General features: G+C 42.9%; 16 protein-coding genes and 1 pseudogene. 11 read left to right on the top strand and 6 right to left on the bottom strand.

Annotated elements, in window-relative coordinates; translation table 11 throughout:
* Positions 1 to 177 precede the first annotated feature (177 nt).
* Both RM049_RS10465 and RM049_RS10460 read right to left on the bottom strand, forming a co-directional pair.
* Positions 178 to 1,659, bottom strand: coding sequence for a calcium-binding protein (locus RM049_RS10465; RefSeq protein ID WP_322704106.1), 1,482 nt, complete (start codon positions 1,657 to 1,659; stop codon positions 178 to 180).
* Between the two features lie 475 nt (positions 1,660 to 2,134).
* The gene (locus RM049_RS10460; protein ID WP_416212630.1) at positions 2,135 to 5,257 is read right to left on the bottom strand and encodes an MFS transporter; all 3,123 of its coding nucleotides are present in this window, start codon (positions 5,255 to 5,257) and stop codon (positions 2,135 to 2,137) included.
* Positions 5,258 to 5,787: 530 nt separating this feature from the next.
* Here RM049_RS10460 and RM049_RS10455 point away from each other — a divergent pair.
* From RM049_RS10455 to RM049_RS10440, 4 genes are all read left to right on the top strand, one after another.
* Positions 5,788 to 7,068 (top strand): general stress protein, encoded by a 1,281-nt coding sequence (locus tag RM049_RS10455; RefSeq protein ID WP_322704104.1) that lies wholly within the window; start codon positions 5,788 to 5,790, stop codon positions 7,066 to 7,068.
* 142 nt (positions 7,069 to 7,210) lie between these two features.
* Positions 7,211 to 7,672 (top strand): BON domain-containing protein, encoded by a 462-nt coding sequence (locus RM049_RS10450; protein WP_292741746.1) that lies wholly within the window; start codon positions 7,211 to 7,213, stop codon positions 7,670 to 7,672.
* Between the two features lie 184 nt (positions 7,673 to 7,856).
* Positions 7,857 to 8,291: a CAAD domain-containing protein gene (locus RM049_RS10445; RefSeq protein ID WP_322704103.1), complete on the top strand. Its 435-nt coding sequence runs from the start codon at positions 7,857 to 7,859 to the stop codon at positions 8,289 to 8,291.
* Between the two features lie 344 nt (positions 8,292 to 8,635).
* A complete protein-coding gene (locus RM049_RS10440; RefSeq protein WP_322672032.1) occupies positions 8,636 to 9,043 on the top strand; it encodes a hypothetical protein in 408 nt (135 codons plus the stop codon).
* Positions 9,044 to 9,131: 88 nt separating this feature from the next.
* On the opposite strand, the gene RM049_RS10435 is transcribed toward RM049_RS10440, so the two are convergent.
* Entirely contained in the window at positions 9,132 to 10,697 is a 1,566-nt protein-coding gene (locus tag RM049_RS10435) for a metallophosphoesterase (protein WP_322704102.1), read from the bottom strand.
* A gap of 173 nt (positions 10,698 to 10,870) precedes the next feature.
* Positions 10,871 to 11,842 (bottom strand): YegS/Rv2252/BmrU family lipid kinase, encoded by a 972-nt coding sequence (locus tag RM049_RS10430; RefSeq protein ID WP_322684931.1) that lies wholly within the window; start codon positions 11,840 to 11,842, stop codon positions 10,871 to 10,873.
* An 831-nt stretch (positions 11,843 to 12,673) separates the two neighbouring features.
* Here RM049_RS10430 and RM049_RS10425 point away from each other — a divergent pair.
* From RM049_RS10425 to RM049_RS10410, 4 genes are all read left to right on the top strand, one after another.
* Positions 12,674 to 13,411, top strand: a complete 738-nt coding sequence (locus RM049_RS10425; RefSeq protein WP_322704101.1) for a phycobilisome rod-core linker polypeptide — start codon at positions 12,674 to 12,676, stop codon at positions 13,409 to 13,411.
* Between the two features lie 410 nt (positions 13,412 to 13,821).
* Positions 13,822 to 14,793 carry a hydroxymethylbilane synthase gene (gene hemC, locus RM049_RS10420; RefSeq protein ID WP_322672029.1) on the top strand — a complete coding sequence of 324 codons (972 nt, stop codon included), beginning with the start codon at positions 13,822 to 13,824 and terminating at the stop codon, positions 14,791 to 14,793.
* Between the two features lie 134 nt (positions 14,794 to 14,927).
* Entirely contained in the window at positions 14,928 to 16,370 is a 1,443-nt protein-coding gene (gene glgA, locus RM049_RS10415) for a glycogen synthase GlgA (RefSeq protein ID WP_322704100.1), read from the top strand.
* Between the two features lie 257 nt (positions 16,371 to 16,627).
* The gene (locus RM049_RS10410; protein ID WP_322704099.1) at positions 16,628 to 17,188 is read left to right on the top strand and encodes a sugar O-acetyltransferase; all 561 of its coding nucleotides are present in this window, start codon (positions 16,628 to 16,630) and stop codon (positions 17,186 to 17,188) included.
* A gap of 32 nt (positions 17,189 to 17,220) precedes the next feature.
* Here RM049_RS10410 and RM049_RS10405 read toward each other — a convergent pair whose 3' ends face one another.
* Positions 17,221 to 18,492, bottom strand: coding sequence for a HEAT repeat domain-containing protein (locus RM049_RS10405; RefSeq protein WP_322704098.1), 1,272 nt, complete (start codon positions 18,490 to 18,492; stop codon positions 17,221 to 17,223).
* Between the two features lie 287 nt (positions 18,493 to 18,779).
* Here RM049_RS10405 and RM049_RS10400 point away from each other — a divergent pair, with 287 nt between their 5' ends.
* From RM049_RS10400 to RM049_RS10390, 3 genes and pseudogenes are all read left to right on the top strand, one after another.
* Positions 18,780 to 19,019, top strand: a complete 240-nt coding sequence (locus tag RM049_RS10400; RefSeq protein ID WP_322704097.1) for a hypothetical protein — start codon at positions 18,780 to 18,782, stop codon at positions 19,017 to 19,019.
* Between the two features lie 32 nt (positions 19,020 to 19,051).
* The gene (locus RM049_RS10395; protein WP_322704096.1) at positions 19,052 to 19,960 is read left to right on the top strand and encodes a HEAT repeat domain-containing protein; all 909 of its coding nucleotides are present in this window, start codon (positions 19,052 to 19,054) and stop codon (positions 19,958 to 19,960) included.
* A gap of 4 nt (positions 19,961 to 19,964) precedes the next feature.
* Positions 19,965 to 20,324 (top strand): annotated as a pseudogene (locus RM049_RS10390) (helix-turn-helix domain-containing protein).
* Between the two features lie 53 nt (positions 20,325 to 20,377).
* Here RM049_RS10390 and RM049_RS10385 read toward each other — a convergent pair.
* A complete protein-coding gene (locus RM049_RS10385) occupies positions 20,378 to 20,980 on the bottom strand; it encodes a HEAT repeat domain-containing protein (RefSeq protein ID WP_322672023.1) in 603 nt (200 codons plus the stop codon).
* Between the last annotated feature and the right edge of the window lie 127 nt (positions 20,981 to 21,107).

The raw sequence follows: 21,107 nt of genomic DNA, 5'->3' as shown, positions 1-21,107 counted from the left end.
CATTCAGTGGCATCATTGCAACAGTTGCGATTATATTACCTAATTTTCTGATGTAGAGGTGGCGCAATTTAATAATTATAAACTATTAGAAAGGCAAGCTAAACTTATCTCTCTTTGTGACTATTCAATTATCAAAATTCTGCATTCTGCCTTATTTTTAAGGCAGATAATATTAAATTAAAGGATAATATCGCTTTCCACTAGCTGTGGCGCTCTTGTAAGCCGAATTTCAAACTCAGCCAACAGATCGCCATCAGTACTACCTTGGAGAATACCTCCTGAATAACGGATTTGACCGATTGCAGAGAATGCACGACTCCCGATAAAAGTGAAGGCTTGGTTGCCCTCTTTAGTGGAGTTGGCGTCGATAGTAGATAGATCGATTTGATCCCCTGCAAGGATGCCGTTTCCTACAAAATCAGCGATCGCATCCTGTAACAAACCAGGTTGAGTCTCTGAAACGAAGTTGAAATCGAAAACATCGTTACCCAATCCTCCAGTGAGAACATCAGTTCCACTGACACCCGTGAGGATACCACCGTTACCAAAATCACCGCTAATCGTATCATTGCCAGATCCGCCAACTAGGCTATCGTTGCCCAATCCGCCAACCAGGTTATCATCGCCAGAATCGCCGTTAATCTTATCGTTGCCAGATCCGCCGTTAATCTTATCGTTGCCAGATCCGCCGTCAATCTTATCGTTGCCAGATCCAGTATTAATGATATCGTCGTCAGATCCGCCGTCAATCGTATTTTTACCATCACCGGCGTTAATCGTATCATTGCCAAATCCGCCAATAATTGTATCATCACCAGATCCGGTGTTAATGCGATCGTTGCCAGATACACCGCTAATTATATTGTTCCCCGCTCCGGCGTTAATCGTATCGTTGCCAGAACCAGCGTTAATCGTATCGTTGCCAAATCCACCGTCAATCTTATCGTCGCCAGATCCGCCGTCAATCCTATTGTTCCCAGATCCGCCGTTAATCGTGTCGTTGCCAGATCCGCCTTGAATCCTATCGTTGCCAGATCCGGTGTTAATTATATCGTTGTCATATCCACCATCAATCGTATTATTGCCATCACCAGCGTTAATCGTATCGTTGCCAAATCCACCGTTAATCGTGTCGTCGCCAGATCCGGTGTTAATCGTATCGTTGCCAGAAACACCGTTAATTATATTGTTCCCCACTCCGGCGTTAATCGTATCGTTGCCAGAACCAGCGTTAATCGTATCGTTGCCAGAACCAGCGTTAATTGTATCGTCGCCAGATCCGCCGTCAATCCGATCGTTGCCAGATACGCCGTTAATTGTATCGTTGCCAGATCCGCTTTGAATCCTATCGTTGCCATTACCACCTTGAATCTTATCGTCACCGTCAAATCCGCCGTCAATCGTATTGTTGCCAGATCCGCCGTCAATTATATCGTTGCCTCTTCCCCCGTCAATCGTATCGCTGCCAGATCCGCCCAGAAGGCTATCATTACCGTTTCCGGCGTTAATTCTATCGTCGCCAGAACCACCATTAATCGTATCGTTGCCTCTTCCGCCCCTAATTGTATCGTTACCGTCAAATCCGTTGATGATATCAGGTAGAACAGAAAAAGAATTACCAAGATTGTCAGGCTGATTAGTACCGTTAATGGTTGGCATAGTGAATTTATCCTGAATTTAGAGGGTAAAAAATTAATTTGCCACTTCCCCAGTGGAGAAATAACGAGTAGGAAGATATAACAAATTAGACCTGTTTTAATCAGGTCTTTGCTGTTAAGTCTAAAGATTTGAGAAACACTGGATCTATTGATGATATTGGCATCAAAATAGATTGTGCCAACAGTCATGTTATGTCCTTGTACCTAATGAATTCACAGTTTCTAGCAGCAATCTGCTAGCAAATAAGCAGATTATCTTCTACGGAATTGCATAGGTTTTAGGACATTTTTACTGTATTCAGAATAATAAAAGTATGATACTACCTCAAGCTTACTTTTTTCTATATTTAAGAAATAATAATTAATGGGACTTGAGATCGCGATACTTTTTTTATAAATAAAAAAGTGGCATTCATTTATAAAGACTGAATGCCACTTTGTATTTCTCAAAATTCCTGATTATGCAGATATTTTATTTATCCAGGTAGAGTTATGCCAGTTACAGCGATCGCACCTGCGATCGCACTGGCGCAAAGAGAAGTAATCGCTGTCCCAAATATCCACCATGCAGCATTGGCAACGGTTTTCTTGGTTTCTTCGGCTTGCTTTTTGGCTTGCTCTTGAATCGCTTTCAGGCGTTTTTGAGTTTCTTTCTGAATGCGTTCGGCTCGATGCAATACGCCATCCCGCGCCGCTTCTATTTGGTTAATAATGCGGTTAGCATCCGCTTCGGAAATATCTTCACGAGAACTCAATACAGCAACTAAGGTGTCACGATCGAATTCACTGAGGCGATCGCGCAATGCTTCAAATCCAGCTTGGGGATCGTCGAAGACTTTTGCAAAGTCTTGCTTAATGCCTTCATAGTTGAGTTCAGGAAGATTCAGGGAGTTGAGATAGTTGCGAACTTTGGCAAAAACTCCGTCTAGCACTGATTGCACTCTCTGCTGAATCTGTTGGAATTGTTCGACAATCGAGCTGCGAACAGAATCAATTTGATCGACAATTCGGTTAGCTTCCTCTTCTGAGATATCCTCACGTTGGGATAATAGCGCCACAATTGTCGAACGGTCAAATTTCGCGGCGCGATCGCTTAAACTCCCAAGTCCAGCGCGGGGAGAAGACAGCAGCAATTGTAAATCGCGTTTGATTCCTTCGGGGTTGAGTTCATCTTTGTTAGTATTACGCAGATATTCTTCGAGATTGGCTTCAAAATCTAAAGCTTGTTGAGTGGTGCGCTTGGCTAAACGTCGTGGCGCTCTCAGAATATCACCAATGGCATCTTGAGCGCGATCGATGATTTGATTAACTTGCTCTTGGCTCAAGTCGCCGCGTTGACTCACGAGTTTTACTAAGGTTTCTCGATCGACATTAGACAAGCGATCGCGCAGTGCTAAGGCTCCAGCTTGAGGATCGTCGAGTAATTTTTCCAAATCAGCTCTGATACCTTCGGGATTAAGTTCTTCCAAGTTGGTATTGCGGAGATATTCAGCGATCGCTTTTGTAGTTTTTTCGTACTGTTCTTTCGCTTGTTGCGGTACTTGCAAAATACTATCTCGGACTGCTTCTAGCTGATCGAGAGTTTGATTTATCTGTTCTTCGCTCAAATCTTGACGCTGACTGAGCAATTGTACCAATGTATCCCGATCAAATTGCGATAGGCGCGAAGTTAAAAGGCTAATTCCGGCTTGGGGATCGTCTAGTAAAACTCTAAACTCACGTTTGATAGCTTCGGGATTGAGTTCGTCTTTATTAGTATTTTGCAGATAGTCTTCAACTCTTTGACGCAGTTCATCGGCTTTCGCTTTTGCTTGTTCTTGCAATTCTCTAGCACGATTCAAGAGATTATCGCGGTTGCGTTCGAGTTGACTAACAATATTATTAGCTTCCTCTTCGTTGATATCTTGACGCTGTTGGAGCAATTGTACAAAAGTATCGCGGTCAAATTGTCCGAAGCGGCTATTTAAATCTTCAAAGCCAGCTTGTGGATCGTCTAGCAAGTTGCCAAAGTCTCGTTCAATACCTTCGGGATTAAGTTCGTCTTTACCCGTAGAACGCAGATAATCTTCGATGCGGCTGCGGAAATCTTGCCCTTTTTCTCTTGTTTGAACCTGTTTGACAGTTTCTAAAACTTCCAGGCGATCGCTTTCCATTTGTTCGGAAATTTCTTTTACCCTAGCTTCGCTAATATCACCGCGCTGCTTTAGTAAGTTGGTGAAATATTCTTGATTGATTTCTTCCAACTCTCGTCTCACAGTTGTTGGATCTGCATTTACGTCATAGATGACTTCTTTAAATTCATCTATTAGGGTAATTCGATTGAAGTGCCAAGGAAACGAATGCAATATGTAGTCTTCTATATCTGCCTTAATTGCATTTTCCAGTGATATGGGTAATTTTGCAGATACTTGCTCAGTTGCTTCCTCTCTAAACTTTTGAAATTGTTCTGTGACTTGCTCGACATCGACATCTTGAACTTTTTCTTTCAGTTTTTGCAACTGAGTTGTAATTTTGTTCACATCGATATTAGAAAGGTTTACCCGTTCCAGAACTGCTGGCGCAGCTGCACTTAAGCCATACGTAATAGCTTGCTTGATTATACCATTGCCATTACCGCCTCCGATTGTAACCAATTCTTGCAGCCGTTCACCTAATCGATCAGAATTAAGTTCTTCAGGTGTAGCAGACTTGAGTAAATTAATTACTTGTTCGGTGGGATTTTTGCGATTTAAAGCTTGTTGCCATGCACCTTCAAATTGATCGGCAATGCTATTGATATCTTCTTGAGATAAATCGCTACGGCTACTGATTAAATCAACAATTTGTTGGCGATCGATATTTTGTAAAAGGTCGCTGTTATCAATAGATTGAAAATCTGTATCTTTAAGAAGCTGGTCAAATTGACTGCGAATTTCTTTAATATCCAGCTTTGGTAATTGCAGAGAACCTAAAGAACTTTGAAGGGTATTTTTAATACCTTCAGAATCAAAACCTGAAGTTAATTCCCGCCGGACTGCGGCTGTAATATCTTCAGCAGTAGAAACTAACTGTTTTTTTGCAGTATTAGCACCGATGCCAGCAGTTGCCGTGCCCATCAGAGTTTGAAAACCAGAAGTAACAGTATTAGATATAGAACCAATTAAAGAACCTACTGCTGATGAACCCAACCAAATTACTAGTGAAAAATAGGTAGACCAAATGACTACACCAATAATTGCTCCTAAAAATGCGCTTTCGATTAGGCTAAGTTTTACTGCTAAAAAACAAGCAATAAATAATGCAATGCTAACGGTTATTAATGCCCAAGTACCAACTTTAGCTTGACCTTTACGAATTGTCTTACCCAAACTTTCAGACTCATCATCAGAATCTGAGCCTATTTCCCAAGATGAAATTCCGACAGCGACTGAAAAGTTTGTCAATAATAATTGAAAGGCAAATGCCATCAAAACCCCAGCTAGCAGTGCTACCAACAATTTAGGCCCAGAAAAAACAACTGATGCTTCTTCTGGAGTTAGTACTTCCTGAGCTAAAGTTATCGGCGCCGATCCAAAAGATAGCCAATTCCATTTAAAAAAAGTTAGAACACCTGGAAACATCATATTCTCTCACTTTTACTCAATTAAATACCTATTCATAGGCTTATTTATCAGCTTAATTATCATTTATCTAAGCTGGCACTTTCTTTAGTAATAAGTTGGTTAGCCAAAAGTCGTATTTAAAAGAAATAAATGTTTATTTTTTGTTTCAAAAAAACTTATAATTTAGTTAATAATTTATGAGTCAATATTAGGCAAAAATAAATCTCATTAAACTGTATCTACTGATATAGAAGGTTATGAGCGGGTGGGTTACACTAGCAAATCTGAGAAAATAATGTATTTTAGTATCAATTTTATTGAAATATTGAAAACCGAGAATAATTGTTATAAAAACTTTAGAAAATAAAATATATTTTTTAGTTGAGATTTAGTTACTAACTTTAGATAAAACTACCTATATCTAATGATAGAGATAAAAATTCTTCCAAGCGATTGATGAAAACTAAATAGAAACATGCATTAATAAGGGTTACTACGAGCTATGAATTAGTAAATAATTGATTTTTGTTTGCTGAGGAGAAAGAATAATGGTAGTCGGTGTACATAAACGTGCTGTAGGTGTATTTTCTCATCGTCGAGATGTTGAACACGCCCTACATGAATTAAAAAAAGTTGGGTTTGACATGAACAGAGTTTCTGTTATTACCCAAGATGGTGACAGAGACGATATTGCTGGTGCGGATGTGAGCGATCGCGTTGGCGATCAATCTGACGAAGGTGCTAAAGTTGGAGCAGCTACAGGCGGTGCTTTGGGCGGATTGACTGGCTTATTAGTTGGTCTTGGCACTTTAGCAATTCCTGGAATCGGGCCAATCATGTTGGCTGGAGCCGCAGCAACTACCCTAGCTACAACTCTCGCTGGCGTTGGTATTGGTGCAGTAGCTGGTAGTTTACTTGGTGCATTAATTGGTCTAGGAATTCCTGAAGAACGAGCTAGAGTTTATGACGAACGTGTTAGACGAGGACACTATTTAGTCATTATTGATGGTACAGATTCAGAAATACTTAGAGCAGAATCAATTTTAAATCATCAGGGTGTGGAAGAGTTTGGCATTTACGACCACCCAGATGCGACAAATCCAGCCACTGGTTATGTGACTCCAGCTGCGACTGCGGGTTATAGTGGTGTTTCCAAACGTGCGATCGGGGTATTTTCTCATCGTCGAGATGCTGAAGCAGCAATTACAGAATTACGAGATGCAGGTTTTTCCTTGAATCAAGTCTCCATCATTGCCAAAGATACAGACGGTCATGGGATCGGTGGTGTAGATGTAGACAGAAACGTTGGTACTGGTAATAAAGCAGACGATGGCGCAAAAACTGGAGCAGCTACAGGCGGTGTTCTGGGTGGCTTGACCGGCTTATTAGTTGGACTTGGAACTCTAGCAATTCCTGGAATCGGGCCTGTAATTGCTGGTGGCGCAGTTGCAACAGCTTTGGCGACAACATTAGCTGGTGGTGCGATCGGTGCAGCAGCCGGTAGTATTGTAGGCGCACTTGTTGGCTTGGGAATTCCTGAAGACAGGGCGCGAGTTTATGGCGATCGCTTCCAAAGAGGCGACTACTTAGTAATTCTTGATGGTACGGAAGCTGAAATCCACCAAGCTGAAGCGATTCTCAAACATCGAGGTATTGAAGAATTTGCAATCTATGATGCTACTGAGATTAGTGAATATCGCCCAGGTTCCGACCGAGTAACGCATAATGACGCAGCAGTAGTCGATCCGATTCGCCCCAATTACTCAACAGAGCCTCATAGAAACGATCCTGCTGTAGTTATTGTCGATCGTCGTGATGAAGTACTTTAACCTAAAGTAGTTTTCACTCACACTAATTAGACAAAATTGCAGGAGCAATAATTTGAAAAATTTGCTCCTGACTAAAAAAACTTGCTCCTCATCTTTGCCGTAAAGATCAATAGATTTCATTTTCGGATTCAGAATTAAACCAATGAAAAAGCTAACCCCTTTCGTAATTAGTTGCCTTTTAGTGTTTGGTGTTGCTGCTTGTGATAACGCTTCTAAAACAAGTGAATCTGCACCCAACAATCCTAATGAGGCTCCCCAAACACCAACTGCGAAAACAACAGAAGCTTCTCAAAAAGATGCACAAAGTGAAGTTCGTAGAAGACAACTCAATGAGGATATTCGCGCTCGCGAACAGCGCAATAATACTACTGGTGGCGATACAAAAAGAGCTAAAGCTGACTTAGAAAGTGAAGTTCGCTCCAAATTAGAGGCTAATATCCCCAAGAGTCAACTAACAGTTAATGCCGCAGATGGTGGTGTTGTGACTGTGGCTGGAACTGTCACCAATCAGCAAGAATTGGCTAAAATTGAAAAATTAGCTAAGGAAATTAAAGGTGTGAATAGTGTAGTTGTGAAAGCAACTGTTGCCAAAGTAACTAACTAAGGCAACTAACTAATAAATCCAAGCGAGCAGGTAAGGATAAACCGATTTAACTGCTCCTGCTAAACCTGAGTGGTCAGTAATAAGCTTAACTGACCACTAATAATTGATAACTGACAACCTTAATAACTATATTTATTGATGCTCACAGTTATACAAAGTCTTGTAGTTACCAAACATAAAAACTATGGAAACCGAACAACAGCAACGTGAATCGATCGATGCTTCCTTATCACAAGGTACGCTAGCACTTGAAGGTACTGATACTGCAAACTTGCCAAAGTTACCCCCAGCATCCGAACCTGAATCTCAATGGCAGCAAATTAGCAGACAAATTTCTCAATTTTTAGAGCAACTGCCCCAATACTTAAGTGACTTTTTTCGAGACTATAAGCAGCCTCTAATAAGCGTTGCTTTAATTTTGGCAGCGATTATTACAGCTAGAGTAGTACTGACGGTACTAGCTGCAATCAATGATATTCCCCTACTATCACCACTTTTTGAGTTAGTTGGAATTAGTTACACCAGTTGGTTTGTTTTCCGTTATCTACTGAAGGCTTCAACTCGCCAAGAATTAGCCGATGAAATTCAATCACTGAAAAGCCAATTCGTGGGCGAGTAAATTTTTTGTCTATTAAACAAGAGTTTACACGGGCAAATAGAATTTGCAGCTACGCAAACTCTCGTCCGGTTCTGCCGGCTTGGGTAAAGCCTTGTATAGTTGAAGTTTCTAATTGCCCTTTTTATGTTAAGTTGGCTTCAACTAAAACTCTTGTTCTACCAAGAAATATTAATTCACAGTATTTAACCGGACTCAACCTTAGTGTTTTAGATACATCAAAAGATAGAGAATATAACATTATTTTTAAATTTAAGTCACTTCTCAAGATAGTAGCTTGGAGATGAGAAACAGCCTAATCTAGTTTCTGAAGTTATTTAATAGATTCTTTAACGAGGACATAAATTATGGCTAATGAAGCAGTTAAGAGAGATACAGATTCATCTGATAGAGCGGAAGTCAATAATTACGATCGCGGCATTATCCCTGCTGAAACCGCCGCTAGAATGGAAAGAGAAGGAGATAAGTTCAAAAAAACTCCCACGGAAGAACGGGAAGCAGAAGCACCTACTGACGATCAAACCGATTCCGAAAGTATACGTACCACTGACGGCTATACCATAGATAATGAAGGTTTGTCTAATAACTATGCAATTGAACCGGAAATGTATTACGAAGAACCGGGTGATGCACGCCAGCAAGCCGCAGAAGAGAAGCAACAGCGGATCGAAGAACTTGGAGAAGTTAATCAGGATGAGGAAGGCAAGTTGACAGATAAGGGTGACAGCCGCGGTAGAGGCCCAGGAATAATTTAATTAACAACTCTTTTGCTGGGTGCAATTACACGTAAGAAGGCTAAATAGGTGTTTTCTAGAGACGCAATTATTGCGTCTCTAATTTTTTTTAGATTGTGTGTGGTTCGATAATCAACGGCTCAAGTTCGCGATTATGCCATTGCTGCTGATACCATTCGGCAACCAAAGGACGGACAATAAACTTGGGCTGTTTATCGCCTTTAACATCAATACGTAAACCTGAATAAGGTCGTCGCTTCTGAGAACCTTGACCGTTGCGACCGATGAAGAGATGCGATCGCGCTACTAATCTATTCTCCTCCATCAAATCTGCTCCCTCAATTCGCTGGCGTCGCAAACTAAACCCGCTACCGCCACAAACAATCCAGTGGATATGAGAATCAGCGTGTCCCGTATCCATTGTTTCTAGGTGTTCTAGGCAGTGTGCGTGACCATTTATTACTAAATCTACCAAAGGACGACCCTGATTTAAGGAACCGATTTCTTTAGCTACCGCATCCAGTACCCCACGCAGGCGATCGCGAACAATTAGAGTTTGTGCTTGTTCCCACTTCGTCGCCTCAGTTACATAAGGAGGATGATGGAAATAAATTATCCTTCCTCGAACTTCAGAATTATTCCAAGATTCAATTAATCTTTGCTTGAGCCAATCCAGTTGTTCAGTGTCAGTCAGGGTTGTTTTATTAGTGGCTAGTTGCTTATCGATATCAACAATAATTTCTTCAATTTGTGACATCTTGGCATGAAAATCATCTAATTGATCGGCTTCACTGGGGTCTTCCGGTCGAAGTTTGGCTGAGGTTTCAATAATTTGCAGCTTTTCTTGCTCTAAATCTTCACGACGTTTTTCTAAGAGTTTGCGATCGGCGTTACCTTTTTTTGTTTTCGGTAGCGGTGGTGGATCGTTAAAGGTATTAGAATCTAAAGCAAAGAAATCAATACCGCCGTAACGAAATGTGTAATAGCGATTAGGAAGGCGGGTAAATTCCCCAGGTTGATAGGAAAGACAACGACCTGTATCTGTCTTGGCTGTGTAATACCGATCTAAGTGGCTGGCTAACTCTCCTGGAAGCTGAAACGCCTTTAGATAGTCAAGAAATGCCTTTGCGTAAGCGTCACCGCATCTTGAGCCATGTAAACCTACATCTAGGTCTAACCGCGATCGCAACAGCTGGCGAATGGGTAATGTTGTTAGGGATGCCAAGCTCAATAAAATCGGCAAGTTATAGTAATCGTGATTTCCCGGCACTGGTAAAATGGGCAGCTTAAAAACCATCTGGTCGTAAGCAATCCGTTTGCGATGCTCTATGCCGGAAATAAACTCTCGGTAAGGCTGAATGAAGTTTTGCTGGTAGTATTCACTCGATCCCACTAAATAAATCACATCCCCCGTATGCAGCATAAAACGGGATTCGTGGTGATGAGGCAGCATAAGTTCAGCTACTTGTCGTTGGGGATTGTGTCCCCGGTGCCTGCCGGAACCACTATCACCGACAACTAAAAATGAGAACTCAGAATTGTCTGTTTGACCATCTTCCAAAACCAGCCGAGTTTGGTCAATATCCCGTTCCACAATTAACGGATCTTGCCATCGTACCCGCTGATTCATTTTCCGAATTTTATTAGCGATCGTTGGATCAGATACAAGTTTCAATGCAACCTCTCCTGAGTTTCAATTGAAGGGGAGCAGGGAGAGCAGGGGAGCAGAGGGGCAGGGGAGCAAGGGAGCAGAGGAGCAGAAATTATTCCTAATCCCCAGTCCCCAATGCCCAATGCCCCATGCCCCATGCCCCATGCCCCATGCCCAATGCCCCATGCCCCATACCCTCATTCTTCTGCTGTATCTTTCATCTCAATAATCAGATTAGGGAGCCCCTCTAGTTTTTCGGTCGGCTCAACTTCTTCTACTAATGGCACGAAAATTCTTAAGCCTGCTGGTACACACTTAATTTCTACAGGTGTTGTGCCTACTATTTCACCATCTAGAACAACTTTTTGTGGTGGCTCTGTAGTAATTTTAAATTGTTTGGCTCGCAGGAAACCTATATCATCTCGTTCAACGGCGTTACCTGTGGAAGCCGTTTGAAATAGATGAAACGTGGCAGCGATCGCTCCTGCTTTGTTAGTTGGAGCTACAATTGTTAAATCTAGTAACCCATCATCATAAACCAGACCTGCTGGGCCTTGAGCCAAAACTGAAGTGGGAGGCGCGGCATTTGCTACCGTTACTGCACTGGCACTAGTTTTAATTATCCTATCTTCAGTTTCAATTTCAACATCAAAGTTTTTTAAATTTCTTAATTGCTGGATTCCTGCCAAAACGTAGGCCATCATCCCAAAGCGATTTTTGGCGTCTCGATCTGCCAATTCTACAGTTTCAGCTTCAAAGCCAATACCTGCCAAAAGTACCATTGGGCGATCGTTGCAATAGGCTACGTCTACATGGGTGGTTGCTCCCTGCAAAATTGTCTGACACGCACCTGCGATCGTGTCAGGAATTCCTAAAGCTGTGGCAAAAGCGTTCGCTGTTCCTCTGGAAACGATCCCAAAGGGGATATCAGTTCCCACTACCGCCGCCGCCGCTATTGAGAGAGTACCATCCCCCCCGGAAGCAATGATTGCATCTACTCCTCGCTCTATAGCTTGATATGCCAGTTGGTCGGCATCGATTTCTTCAGTTGTAAAATAAATATCTAGATCGATCTCTGGCTCTAATATTGCCCGAATTTCTGCTAGCTCTGTATCTGGGTCGCCCTGACCCGCAACAGGATTGAAGATTAAACAGGCGGAACGATTCATAAGGTATAATAACTAAGCTTGGATAACTAATGAAGATAACAAATTATTCTTAGCATTCCTGTAAATTTTCAACTTCCTTTTTCGGGCTGAGTTTTTTAGAGATATTGACCAAGTTCAGCGCGATGTGCGATCGCATCATACCACCAAGAAAAGGCAAGAACCTTTAATCGTTATTAAAACCTTCCCAAATAACCCTATTTTCAGCCGCCTTTTTCAACAGACTTACTCAACTGGAAAGGTATTTGGTTAGTCGGTAGAAAAATTTAAAGCCATCATCAGAATTGTATATAGACAGGTTTTAGGAAATTCCTATATTATGGGAAGTGAGCAAATTACTGTTCTTGAGTCGTAGTTTCAGCAAAGTGAAATTAGCGATCGCAAGTTTATCTGTTTAGTAGCGAAGGGCAATTGAATTAAACTTTAGGCATCTCTTCAGTTGCGCTCTCATCAATACGTAAATCTAGCTACTATCTCCATTAATCAGACAAGTTGCTTGAGCAACTTATTAAAGGTAGACAAAATTACACTACAGCCTACTAGTACAATGTCTAAGTTAATCTTGAGGGTTTGTAGTAAGCACTTTAGTGCTTAGAAAATAAGGACTGAAGTCCTTACTACAAACTTAAACTTGGCATACTAGTAATCAATTTTACGGCAATTACAACTCAAAGGGCTAATAACTGGGGATAAGGGAGACAAAAGCAAAATTAAATGCCCTTCAGGAATGCTGAGTTGGGAATCTTCAGAACTCGGTACTGACTCAACGCCTCGCTAGCAGAAATGTTTTGGCTCATACATAATTCCCAATCCCTGCAAATTTATAGCTCTAATATGTCTATTCCTTTGTTAAGCTATTTCCCCTCATCTCGAAATCATCGTGTATCTGGATATGAGATTCTTAGCGACGAGCAACCTAAAATTTATACAACCGAATATCTGCAATCATCACTAGAAATGGATGCCTTGATTAAAGCAGCCTATCGCCAGATTTTCCACGAACAACAGATGCTTGATAGTAACCGCCAAATCTGTCTAGAATCCCAACTGAGAACTGGTCAAATTACAACTAGGGATTTCATTCGAGGGTTAGCAATATCCGATCCATTTCGGCGACTCAATTACGAAAGCAACAACAATTACCGCTTTGTGCAGATATGCATACAGCGCTTATTGGGTCGTGAGGTTTACAATGAAGGCGAAAAACTAGCCTGGTCGATTGTGCTAGCTAGTAAAGGACTGCACAGGTTTATCGACGATTTGGTGGATAGTGAGGAGTATATGAGTAACTTTGGTTACAATACAGTCCCCTATCAACGGCGACGGATTTTACAAGGACGCTCTTTAGGAGAATTACCATTTGCCAGAATAGCTCGTTATGGCGAAGATTATCGCGATAAATTACCGCTTACCTTGACGAAAAAGCAGGTTGAGCCTTTTAATTTACAAACCTTCTTACGCAGTTCTGACAGAGATGTGGTGTTATTGCTATTAGCTTCGACACTGGCACTGATTGTCTTGTTTAGTTTGCTGACTGCATTTGGTTATTTCCCAAAATTTGGTGGGTACTAGCTGAAACTTGAGATGTAGCGATCGCCATTGTGAGCGATCGCTACATTCAACAGTCAGAACTTTACAAACAGCTACAAACACTCAACGCTGAACTAGAACACTGCCTTCAACAACGGACTCAATAGTTAGCTAAAGTCCGCTTACAAGGAGCAATGAAAATTCCTTTTCCCCATTCCCCATACTTCAACTGCGCCCTAAGCGTAGCTATGCCGCAGGCTTTACGGCTACGCTCAGGACAAGCTCAGTACAAGTTCCCCATCCCCTTCTATATATTTGAGATTCCACAAACAAGCTTTTGGTAAAGAATTGTAATCCAAAATCCAAAATCCAAAACCCAAAATTCGCATGAGTCCCTGACTACGGTAGTCTAGATGAGAGTGAATTTATCGCCTCCTTTGATATATTGTTTTATGACTTCAGTTGTTTCTAGTCCCCCACGCACTATTCGGATCGGCTCACGTAAAAGCCAACTTGCTCTGGTTCAGACCTACTGGGTACAAGAGCAACTCCAGAAAAGCTTTCCTGATATCACTTTTGAAGTCCACACCATGTCTACCCAAGGCGATAAAATCTTGGATGTAGCATTAGCTAAGATTGGCGATAAAGGACTTTTTACTAAAGAACTTGAACTCGGAATGATCGATCAAGAGATTGACTTTGCAGTTCATTCTCTTAAGGATCTGCCGACTCACTTACCAGAAGGATTAACGTTAGCAGCAATTACTGAACGGGAAAACCCAGCAGATGCATTAGTGGTGCATGAAAAGCACAAAGATAAACAAATCGATACGTTGCCAGAAGGTGCGGTAATTGGTACATCTTCTCTACGGCGGTTAGCACAGTTACGCCATCATTTCCCTCACTTTACCTTTAAGGATGTGCGAGGAAACTTAATTACACGGTTGGCAAAACTGGATGCAGGTGAATACGATGCTTTGATTTTGGCAGCAGCAGGATTAGAAAGATTGGGAATGGGCGATCGCGTTCATCAAATTCTCCCTAAAGAAATCTCCCTCCACGCGGTTGGACAAGGAGCTTTGGGAATAGAATGCCGTGCTGATGATAGTGAAGTGCTATCTCTACTCAAAGCAATTGAACATACTGAAACACGCGATCGCTGTCTTGCCGAACGATCTTTTCTCCGTTCTCTAGAGGGTGGATGTCAAGTACCTATCGGTGTAAATACAGAAATATCTGGTGATAATTTAACTTTAACCGGGATAGTCGCCAGTGTAGATGGTCAAAAGTTTGTCAAAGATACCGTCACCGGACTTGCCAATAACGCCGAAGCACTAGGCACAGAACTAGCAGAACTGTTGCGAAAACAGGGTGCGCAAGAAATTTTATCAGAAATTTTTGCGGTGATTCAGCGCGGTTCCTAAGCAATTGGGCAAGCCGATGTGATTAGATAATAATTGATCGCCGTTGCACTGATGTGCCAGACGCGACTTGTCGCGTTGGTCGGGATTTCAAAAAGTTAATTTGACAATATTGACTCAGGGAAGCAAAAATTACCATGCGGATTCTATTTGTTGCAGCAGAGGCAGCACCAGTTGCGAAAGTAGGAGGAATGGGTGATGTTGTCGGGGCATTACCCAAAGTCCTGAGAGAAATGGGGCATGATGTGCGGATATTCTTGCCTTACTACGGCTTCCTGCCAGACAAAATGGAAATTCCCTATGAACCCATTTGGTGGGGAGATGCGATGTTCCAGCACTTTGCAGTGTATGAAAGTGTTCTGCCTGGTACTGATGTTCCCTTGTACTTATTTGGACATCCGGCCTTCATGCCGCGCCGCATCTATTCTGGAGATGATGAAGATTGGCGGTTCACATTGTTTGCTAATGGTGCAGCCGAGTTCGCCTGGAATTACTGGAAGCCAGATATTATCCATTGTCACGATTGGCATACAGGAATGATTCCCGTATGGATGCACCAAGATCCTGATATCACCACAGTGTTTACCATCCATAACCTGGCTTATCAAGGGCCGTGGCGTTGGTATTTAGAGAAAATTACTTGGTGTCCCTGGTATATGCAAGGACACAACGTCATGGCGGCGGCGGTACAATTTGCCAATAAGGTAAATACAGTTTCGCCTACCTATGCCGATCAAATCAAGACAGCTACTTACGGTGAAACATTAGAAGGTTTGCTGTCTTTTATTAGCGGTAAATTATCTGGGATTATCAACGGTATTGATACCGAAGTTTATAACCCAGAAAATGACAAATACATTGAGCAAACCTTTACTACTGATACTTTAGAAAAACGCAAAGCCAATAAAATTGCTTTGCAACAAGAAGTAGGATTAGAAGTCAATTCCAAAGCCTTTTTTATTGGGATTGTTACCCGATTAGTAGAACAAAAAGGGATTGATTTGATATTGCAAATCCTCGATCGCTTTCTATCTTATACAGATGCCCAGTTTGTGCTGTTGGGGACAGGCGATCGCTACTATGAAACTCAGATGTGGCAATTAGCATCCCGTTTCCCCGGACGCATGGCAACTTACTTACTGTATAACGATGCCTTGTCTCGCCGGATCTACGCTGGTACTGATGCCTTCTTGATGCCTAGCCGTTTTGAACCATGCGGTATTAGCCAAATGATGGCTTTGCGTTACGGTTCTGTGCCGATTGTCCGTCGCACAGGTGGATTAGTTGACACTGTAAGCCATCATGACCCTGAAAATGCTGCTGGTACTGGTTATTGCTTCGATCGCTATGAACCGTTAGACCTTTTCACCTCTATGATCCGAGCTTGGGAAGGCTTCCGTTTCAAACCGCAATGGCAAGAACTACAGCAACGTGGCATGAGTCAAGATTTTAGCTGGTATCAATCTGCCAAGCAGTACGTGAAGTTGTACAGGTCAATTTTCGGCTTGCCAGAAGAAGAAGAGGAGACACCAGAACCAAAGTTAGTTTTAAACGAAGCAGTCACCAGTAGTAAGTCCTAAACCGCCAGTAGAGGCGTACAGATGTGCGTTTCTACTCCTAACTTTAAATAACTCAATTTGCTAGTTATGGATTCGGGCGATACCTTCTCTACGAGACGCTATGCATAGCAAGATCCCCAAAGGGGTACGGTGAGCTTCTGTAAGAGACGCTGCCCCAAAGGGGTACGCTAACGCAAAACTTTTCGGTTTACTGAAATTGAAATCTGGTTTAGTATTGTACTTCATGAACCTGCAATCTGCTGTAAAGAGGCGTCATTGTGCTTAGTGAACGCGAGAAGATGTTGGTAGGAGAGCTGTATAACAAGCTTGACCCTGAACTAGTCCGCGCTCGCGACCGGGCGCGGGACTTGTGTCAAGACCTCAATGCCATGCGCTTTTCCCAACACGAGGAGCGTCAGCACATCCTCCAAGAACTGTTAGGCGCAGGAGGCGAGGACGTGTGGATACAGTCGCCATTCTTCTGCGACTACGGGTTCAACATACTGATCGGGAAGAAGTGCTTTTTCAACTTCAACTGCGTCGTACTCGATGTCTGCCAGGTCAAAATCGGAGATTACACATTGTTTGGCCCAGGGGTGCAGATTTATACTGCCACCCACCCGCTTAACGCAAAGTTGCGCCGCCAGCAGGAGTTCGGCAAGTCGGTCGAGATCGGCTCTGACGTGTGGGTTGGCGGCGGGGCTGTCATTTGTCCGGGCGTGACAATCGGTTCGGGGTGCGTCATCGGCGCGGGTAGCGTAGTCACCCACGACATTCCTGCCGGGGTGTTAGCTGCTGGCAACCCCTGCCGTGTTATCCGGGAAATAACGGATATCTAGGTTCAATATAACTTTTGAATTCTAACTTCTAACTATTGAGTACTTGTTGCTTTCGCCCTAATTAACCAATCACGATCGCCAGTGCAAATTTCCCGCCCAGACGAGTCTCCTAAGCGGTCTAGTGCTAATAAACAAGCGTATTTCAAATCCCAAATCGGTGTATTCAGGCAAATTTTGATTTCAGGAATTGCTCGCGAATCACCCAATTCACCAAGAGCGATCGCACACGCCGCACGAGATTTTTGAAACTGAGGTTCGCGGTTGTGCAGGTTTTCTACTAATAAATCGTAGGCGGGAGCATATTTCAGCCAACCGAAAAGTTTCATCACATGATAATGAGCGCCATAGTCGTTATATGCTTTGTCGCCATAAGTTGTTAACAGTGCTGCTGGTGCTTCTTGTGCATAGATATCTAGTAAGGTTTTTGTCGCTAAATAGCAACGTCCAAAATCGGTTTCGTAGAGTTCGTTAATCACAAAATCTAGAACAGGGGTGGCGTCATACTCATGTACTAGATCGAGGTCGTTGGGACGATCGTAGAGTACTTGCTCTAAGTAAGGTTGAATTTCTGTAAAGGTAATTTCACCACTGGGAACGCCTGCATCCAAAAGCATCCGCAATGCTCGTAACCGGAATACCAGAGATACTGGACAACGAGCGATTTCTGGGATCGCTTTGTAGTAGCGAGAATCAATCAAATCTTGAATGCAACCGCGTCGTGCATTGACGCTTGAACTTTGCAGTAGCGCCATTACTTCAGTAATTTGGGAGTAGTCACCCGTGAAGCGACAAACTGTAGCGATCGCCGCACTACGAGTAGGTTCATCCTCAGATAAAGTAAATTTTCGTACACGTTCAAGGGACGGTTGATAGTCAGCGTTAGCTAAAGTGTGAATAATGACTCGATAGATTTGACCTGGTTTATCCAGGAGTTGCGCCACCTCTTCGAGAATTTCTGGATCTTTAGTCCCGATTTCTCCAATCGTCCACACGGTATTTTCAACAGTATAAATATCATCATCTTTAAGACATTGCCTAATTACAGGTAAAGCTGATTGTGCCTGCAATCGCCCCAGACTTTCCACAGCTTTGCGTCGGACAATGCGGTGGTCTAACTCATCAGGGTTACTGTTTTCAATCGCCCGCACCAAAGCCGCGATCGATTGCTCAGTCGGGAAGTTAATTAAATGGGAAACAGCAATATACTTATCAGAAGCGTCTTCGAGTTGTTCTAATGGTGTATCGATAATTGCGATCGCTTCTTCTTCTGTTAGCCCAAACATTTTAAAAAAACGTTTATCCATTGATCTGTAAATTGCTCTTGGATAATTGCTTTGAAGTCACTTTTACTATCGTACTAGGGACTGGGTACTAGTTATTGGGCATTAGAAAATAATGTATTTGAGTTAGACTTTTGAAGATTTACATCAAAAAGCTTTACCAGTGGTAACGCGATCTGAGAAGATCGAAACATATACATTTGTCAGCTATTAGTTAGTTGTCTCTCTTTAACGAATAACCAAATACAAACATTTTTGGGAACACCGCTCGCACATCATTCATATAAACACATATTTAGGAAACAAAACTTATGGATGAAACTTCAGAACTCACAACAACCGATAACGTAACCGCTCAAGATGTAGCAGAAGTGATTGCAGAACTTGAGCAATATCGGGAACGTCTAGTTCAAGAAACTACGGAAACTGCAAAACGGGCTAAGTTGAAGAAAGTAAGCGTTATGGCAAACCTGGAGCCTGAGCTTGCCAAGATTGATTCTGCCCTCCAGGAACTCCGTAATCAGCAAGCTGCGCTGAGTGGCAGCAACTAGTCATTTGTCTCGATCGTTTAGCTAGAGATTATATGCTCAACTTTGAAACTCAATCCGGGGCAGATTCGTTAAATCTGTCCCATGCAGAAACTGACGCTTTATTTAAAGCGGTGAGTGAGCAATTAAGTTTAAACACCTTCAACTCGGATGACCAAGAGCTAGTAAAGCGGATGGTTGAGAGTATGGGAGACTCACGAGGCATGGTTAGGTTGAGTTTTGCAGAGGCTTTGGGTAAAATCGGCAAACCAGCGACCCCTTTATTGATGGAAGCTGTGGCAAATCATCCCAACCCAGTTGTGCGGAGAGCCAGCGCTAAAACCTTGACACTGATTGCTGACCCGATCGCAGTTCCGACTTTGGTCAATGCCCTGTTAAATGATGAAGATATGGTGGTCAAAACCTCGTCTGTGGGGGGGCTTGCCAAAATAGGTGAGGCAGCTGTACCAGCATTGCTGAAAATCTTAGCGTCAACCGAGTATCCAGAAAGTGCCAAAGGCCATGCCGTATGGGCGTTAGGATTTATTGGAGCAGAGGCGAAGGAGCATTTATATCGAGAGATTAACTCCGACTCCGCTGAAGTTCGGGCTGCGGTGGTGGGTGCGATCGCTAAAATTGCTCAAGAAGGCACTCAAGAAGGAGCATTTAATATTTTAATTAATGCTCTCAACGATCCATCTGAAATTGTCAGGTGTGAAGCCGCAGCAGCTTTGGGTAGCCTGACCTATCGTTCCGCAATTCCTAGCCTTGTTGAATTACTACATCATCCCGATTGGGAAACCCGAAAAGCAGCAGCTCTGGCATTGATGAAAATTGGCGATGGTGCTGCTTTAGAACCCCTGCAAGCTGCATTAACTGAGGAAGAAGAAGCGGGAGTTCAGGCGGTGATGAAGTTGGCGATTTCTCAAATTGAGAAGCAGTTAGAGGAAGAAGCTTGGGAATAAGGCGATGGACATTTACACTCCCAAGGTGATTGAGACGGAAGAAGAGTACGATCGCGCCCTAGCAATAGCAGAGCGCCTAACATTTTGCAAAAACCGGACTCCAGAAGAGCAAGCTCTGCATAAGCTGATAGTAACCCTGGTTGAAGCGTATGAGGCACAGAACTATCCAATGGATGAATCTGCACCGCATGAAATTCTCCAACACATTATGGAAGTCAGTTGCACCCGTTAAGCGGACTTGGTGGGCATCATCGGGTCGAGCGGCGTGGTATCTGAGGTTGTGAACGGTAAGCGGTCGATTAGTAAGGCACAAGCTAAGGCACTTGGAGAGTACTTCAAGGTGAAACCCAGTCTGTTCATCTAATGTATCCGCCCTATTAGGATTGATAAAAGTAGTTGTAAGAGCGATCGCTACTCTCAGTTATATTTAATCACTTGATCTAATCGGGGCAAAGCGCTCACTGCTGACTCTCGAACATACGGATCGACAGATTCATCATTTGTCAATGCCGTCAGCACTTCCACCCCACGGATATCGCCCATCGAACCGAGTGCATTGACGATCGCCACAGCTACCGCCACATTATCTATTGTTTTCAAAGCTTCAGTCAAAATTTCAAAGGCGGGAGATCCAATCTCACCCAGTGCCATTACGGATGCAATATAAACAACTGGATTTGGGTCATTAAGCGCTGTTTGCAATCCCTGTAAGCCCTCATTCGGGAAGGGAACATCGGGATGATTAGCAGCAACCTGTGCTAGGGCTTTAGCACAACTACCCCGAATGGTTGCATTATCACTATTTACTAATGACTCTACCAGTAGCGGTACAGCATCTGTCCCAATAGCACCCAGTGCTTTTACCGCAGCTCGACGATAAGTGACATCTTCTTCATCTAAAATACCCATCAGCCGAGGAATGGTATTTTCATCACGGACATCAGCCAGTTCCCACATAGCTCGTTCCCGCAAATTGGGATTGGGGTGTTTTAATTGTGCAAATAGAGAATCTATTGTCATAAAAGAAAATTTCCCTGTTTAAATCCCCCAAGTTCAATCATTAATTACGAATTACGAATTACAAATTACGAATTATTAACAACAGAGGGACTCTTGGTCAATCACCCAACCTGATACAGGCAAAGCA

Origin of the sequence: Nostoc sp. DedQUE04 (assembly GCF_034530995.1) — a bacterium.
In the GTDB taxonomy this organism is placed as follows: domain Bacteria; phylum Cyanobacteriota; class Cyanobacteriia; order Cyanobacteriales; family Nostocaceae; genus Nostoc.
The sequence above is the reverse complement of the archived record's forward strand: the minus strand, read 5'-3'. Positions and strand labels throughout refer to the sequence as shown.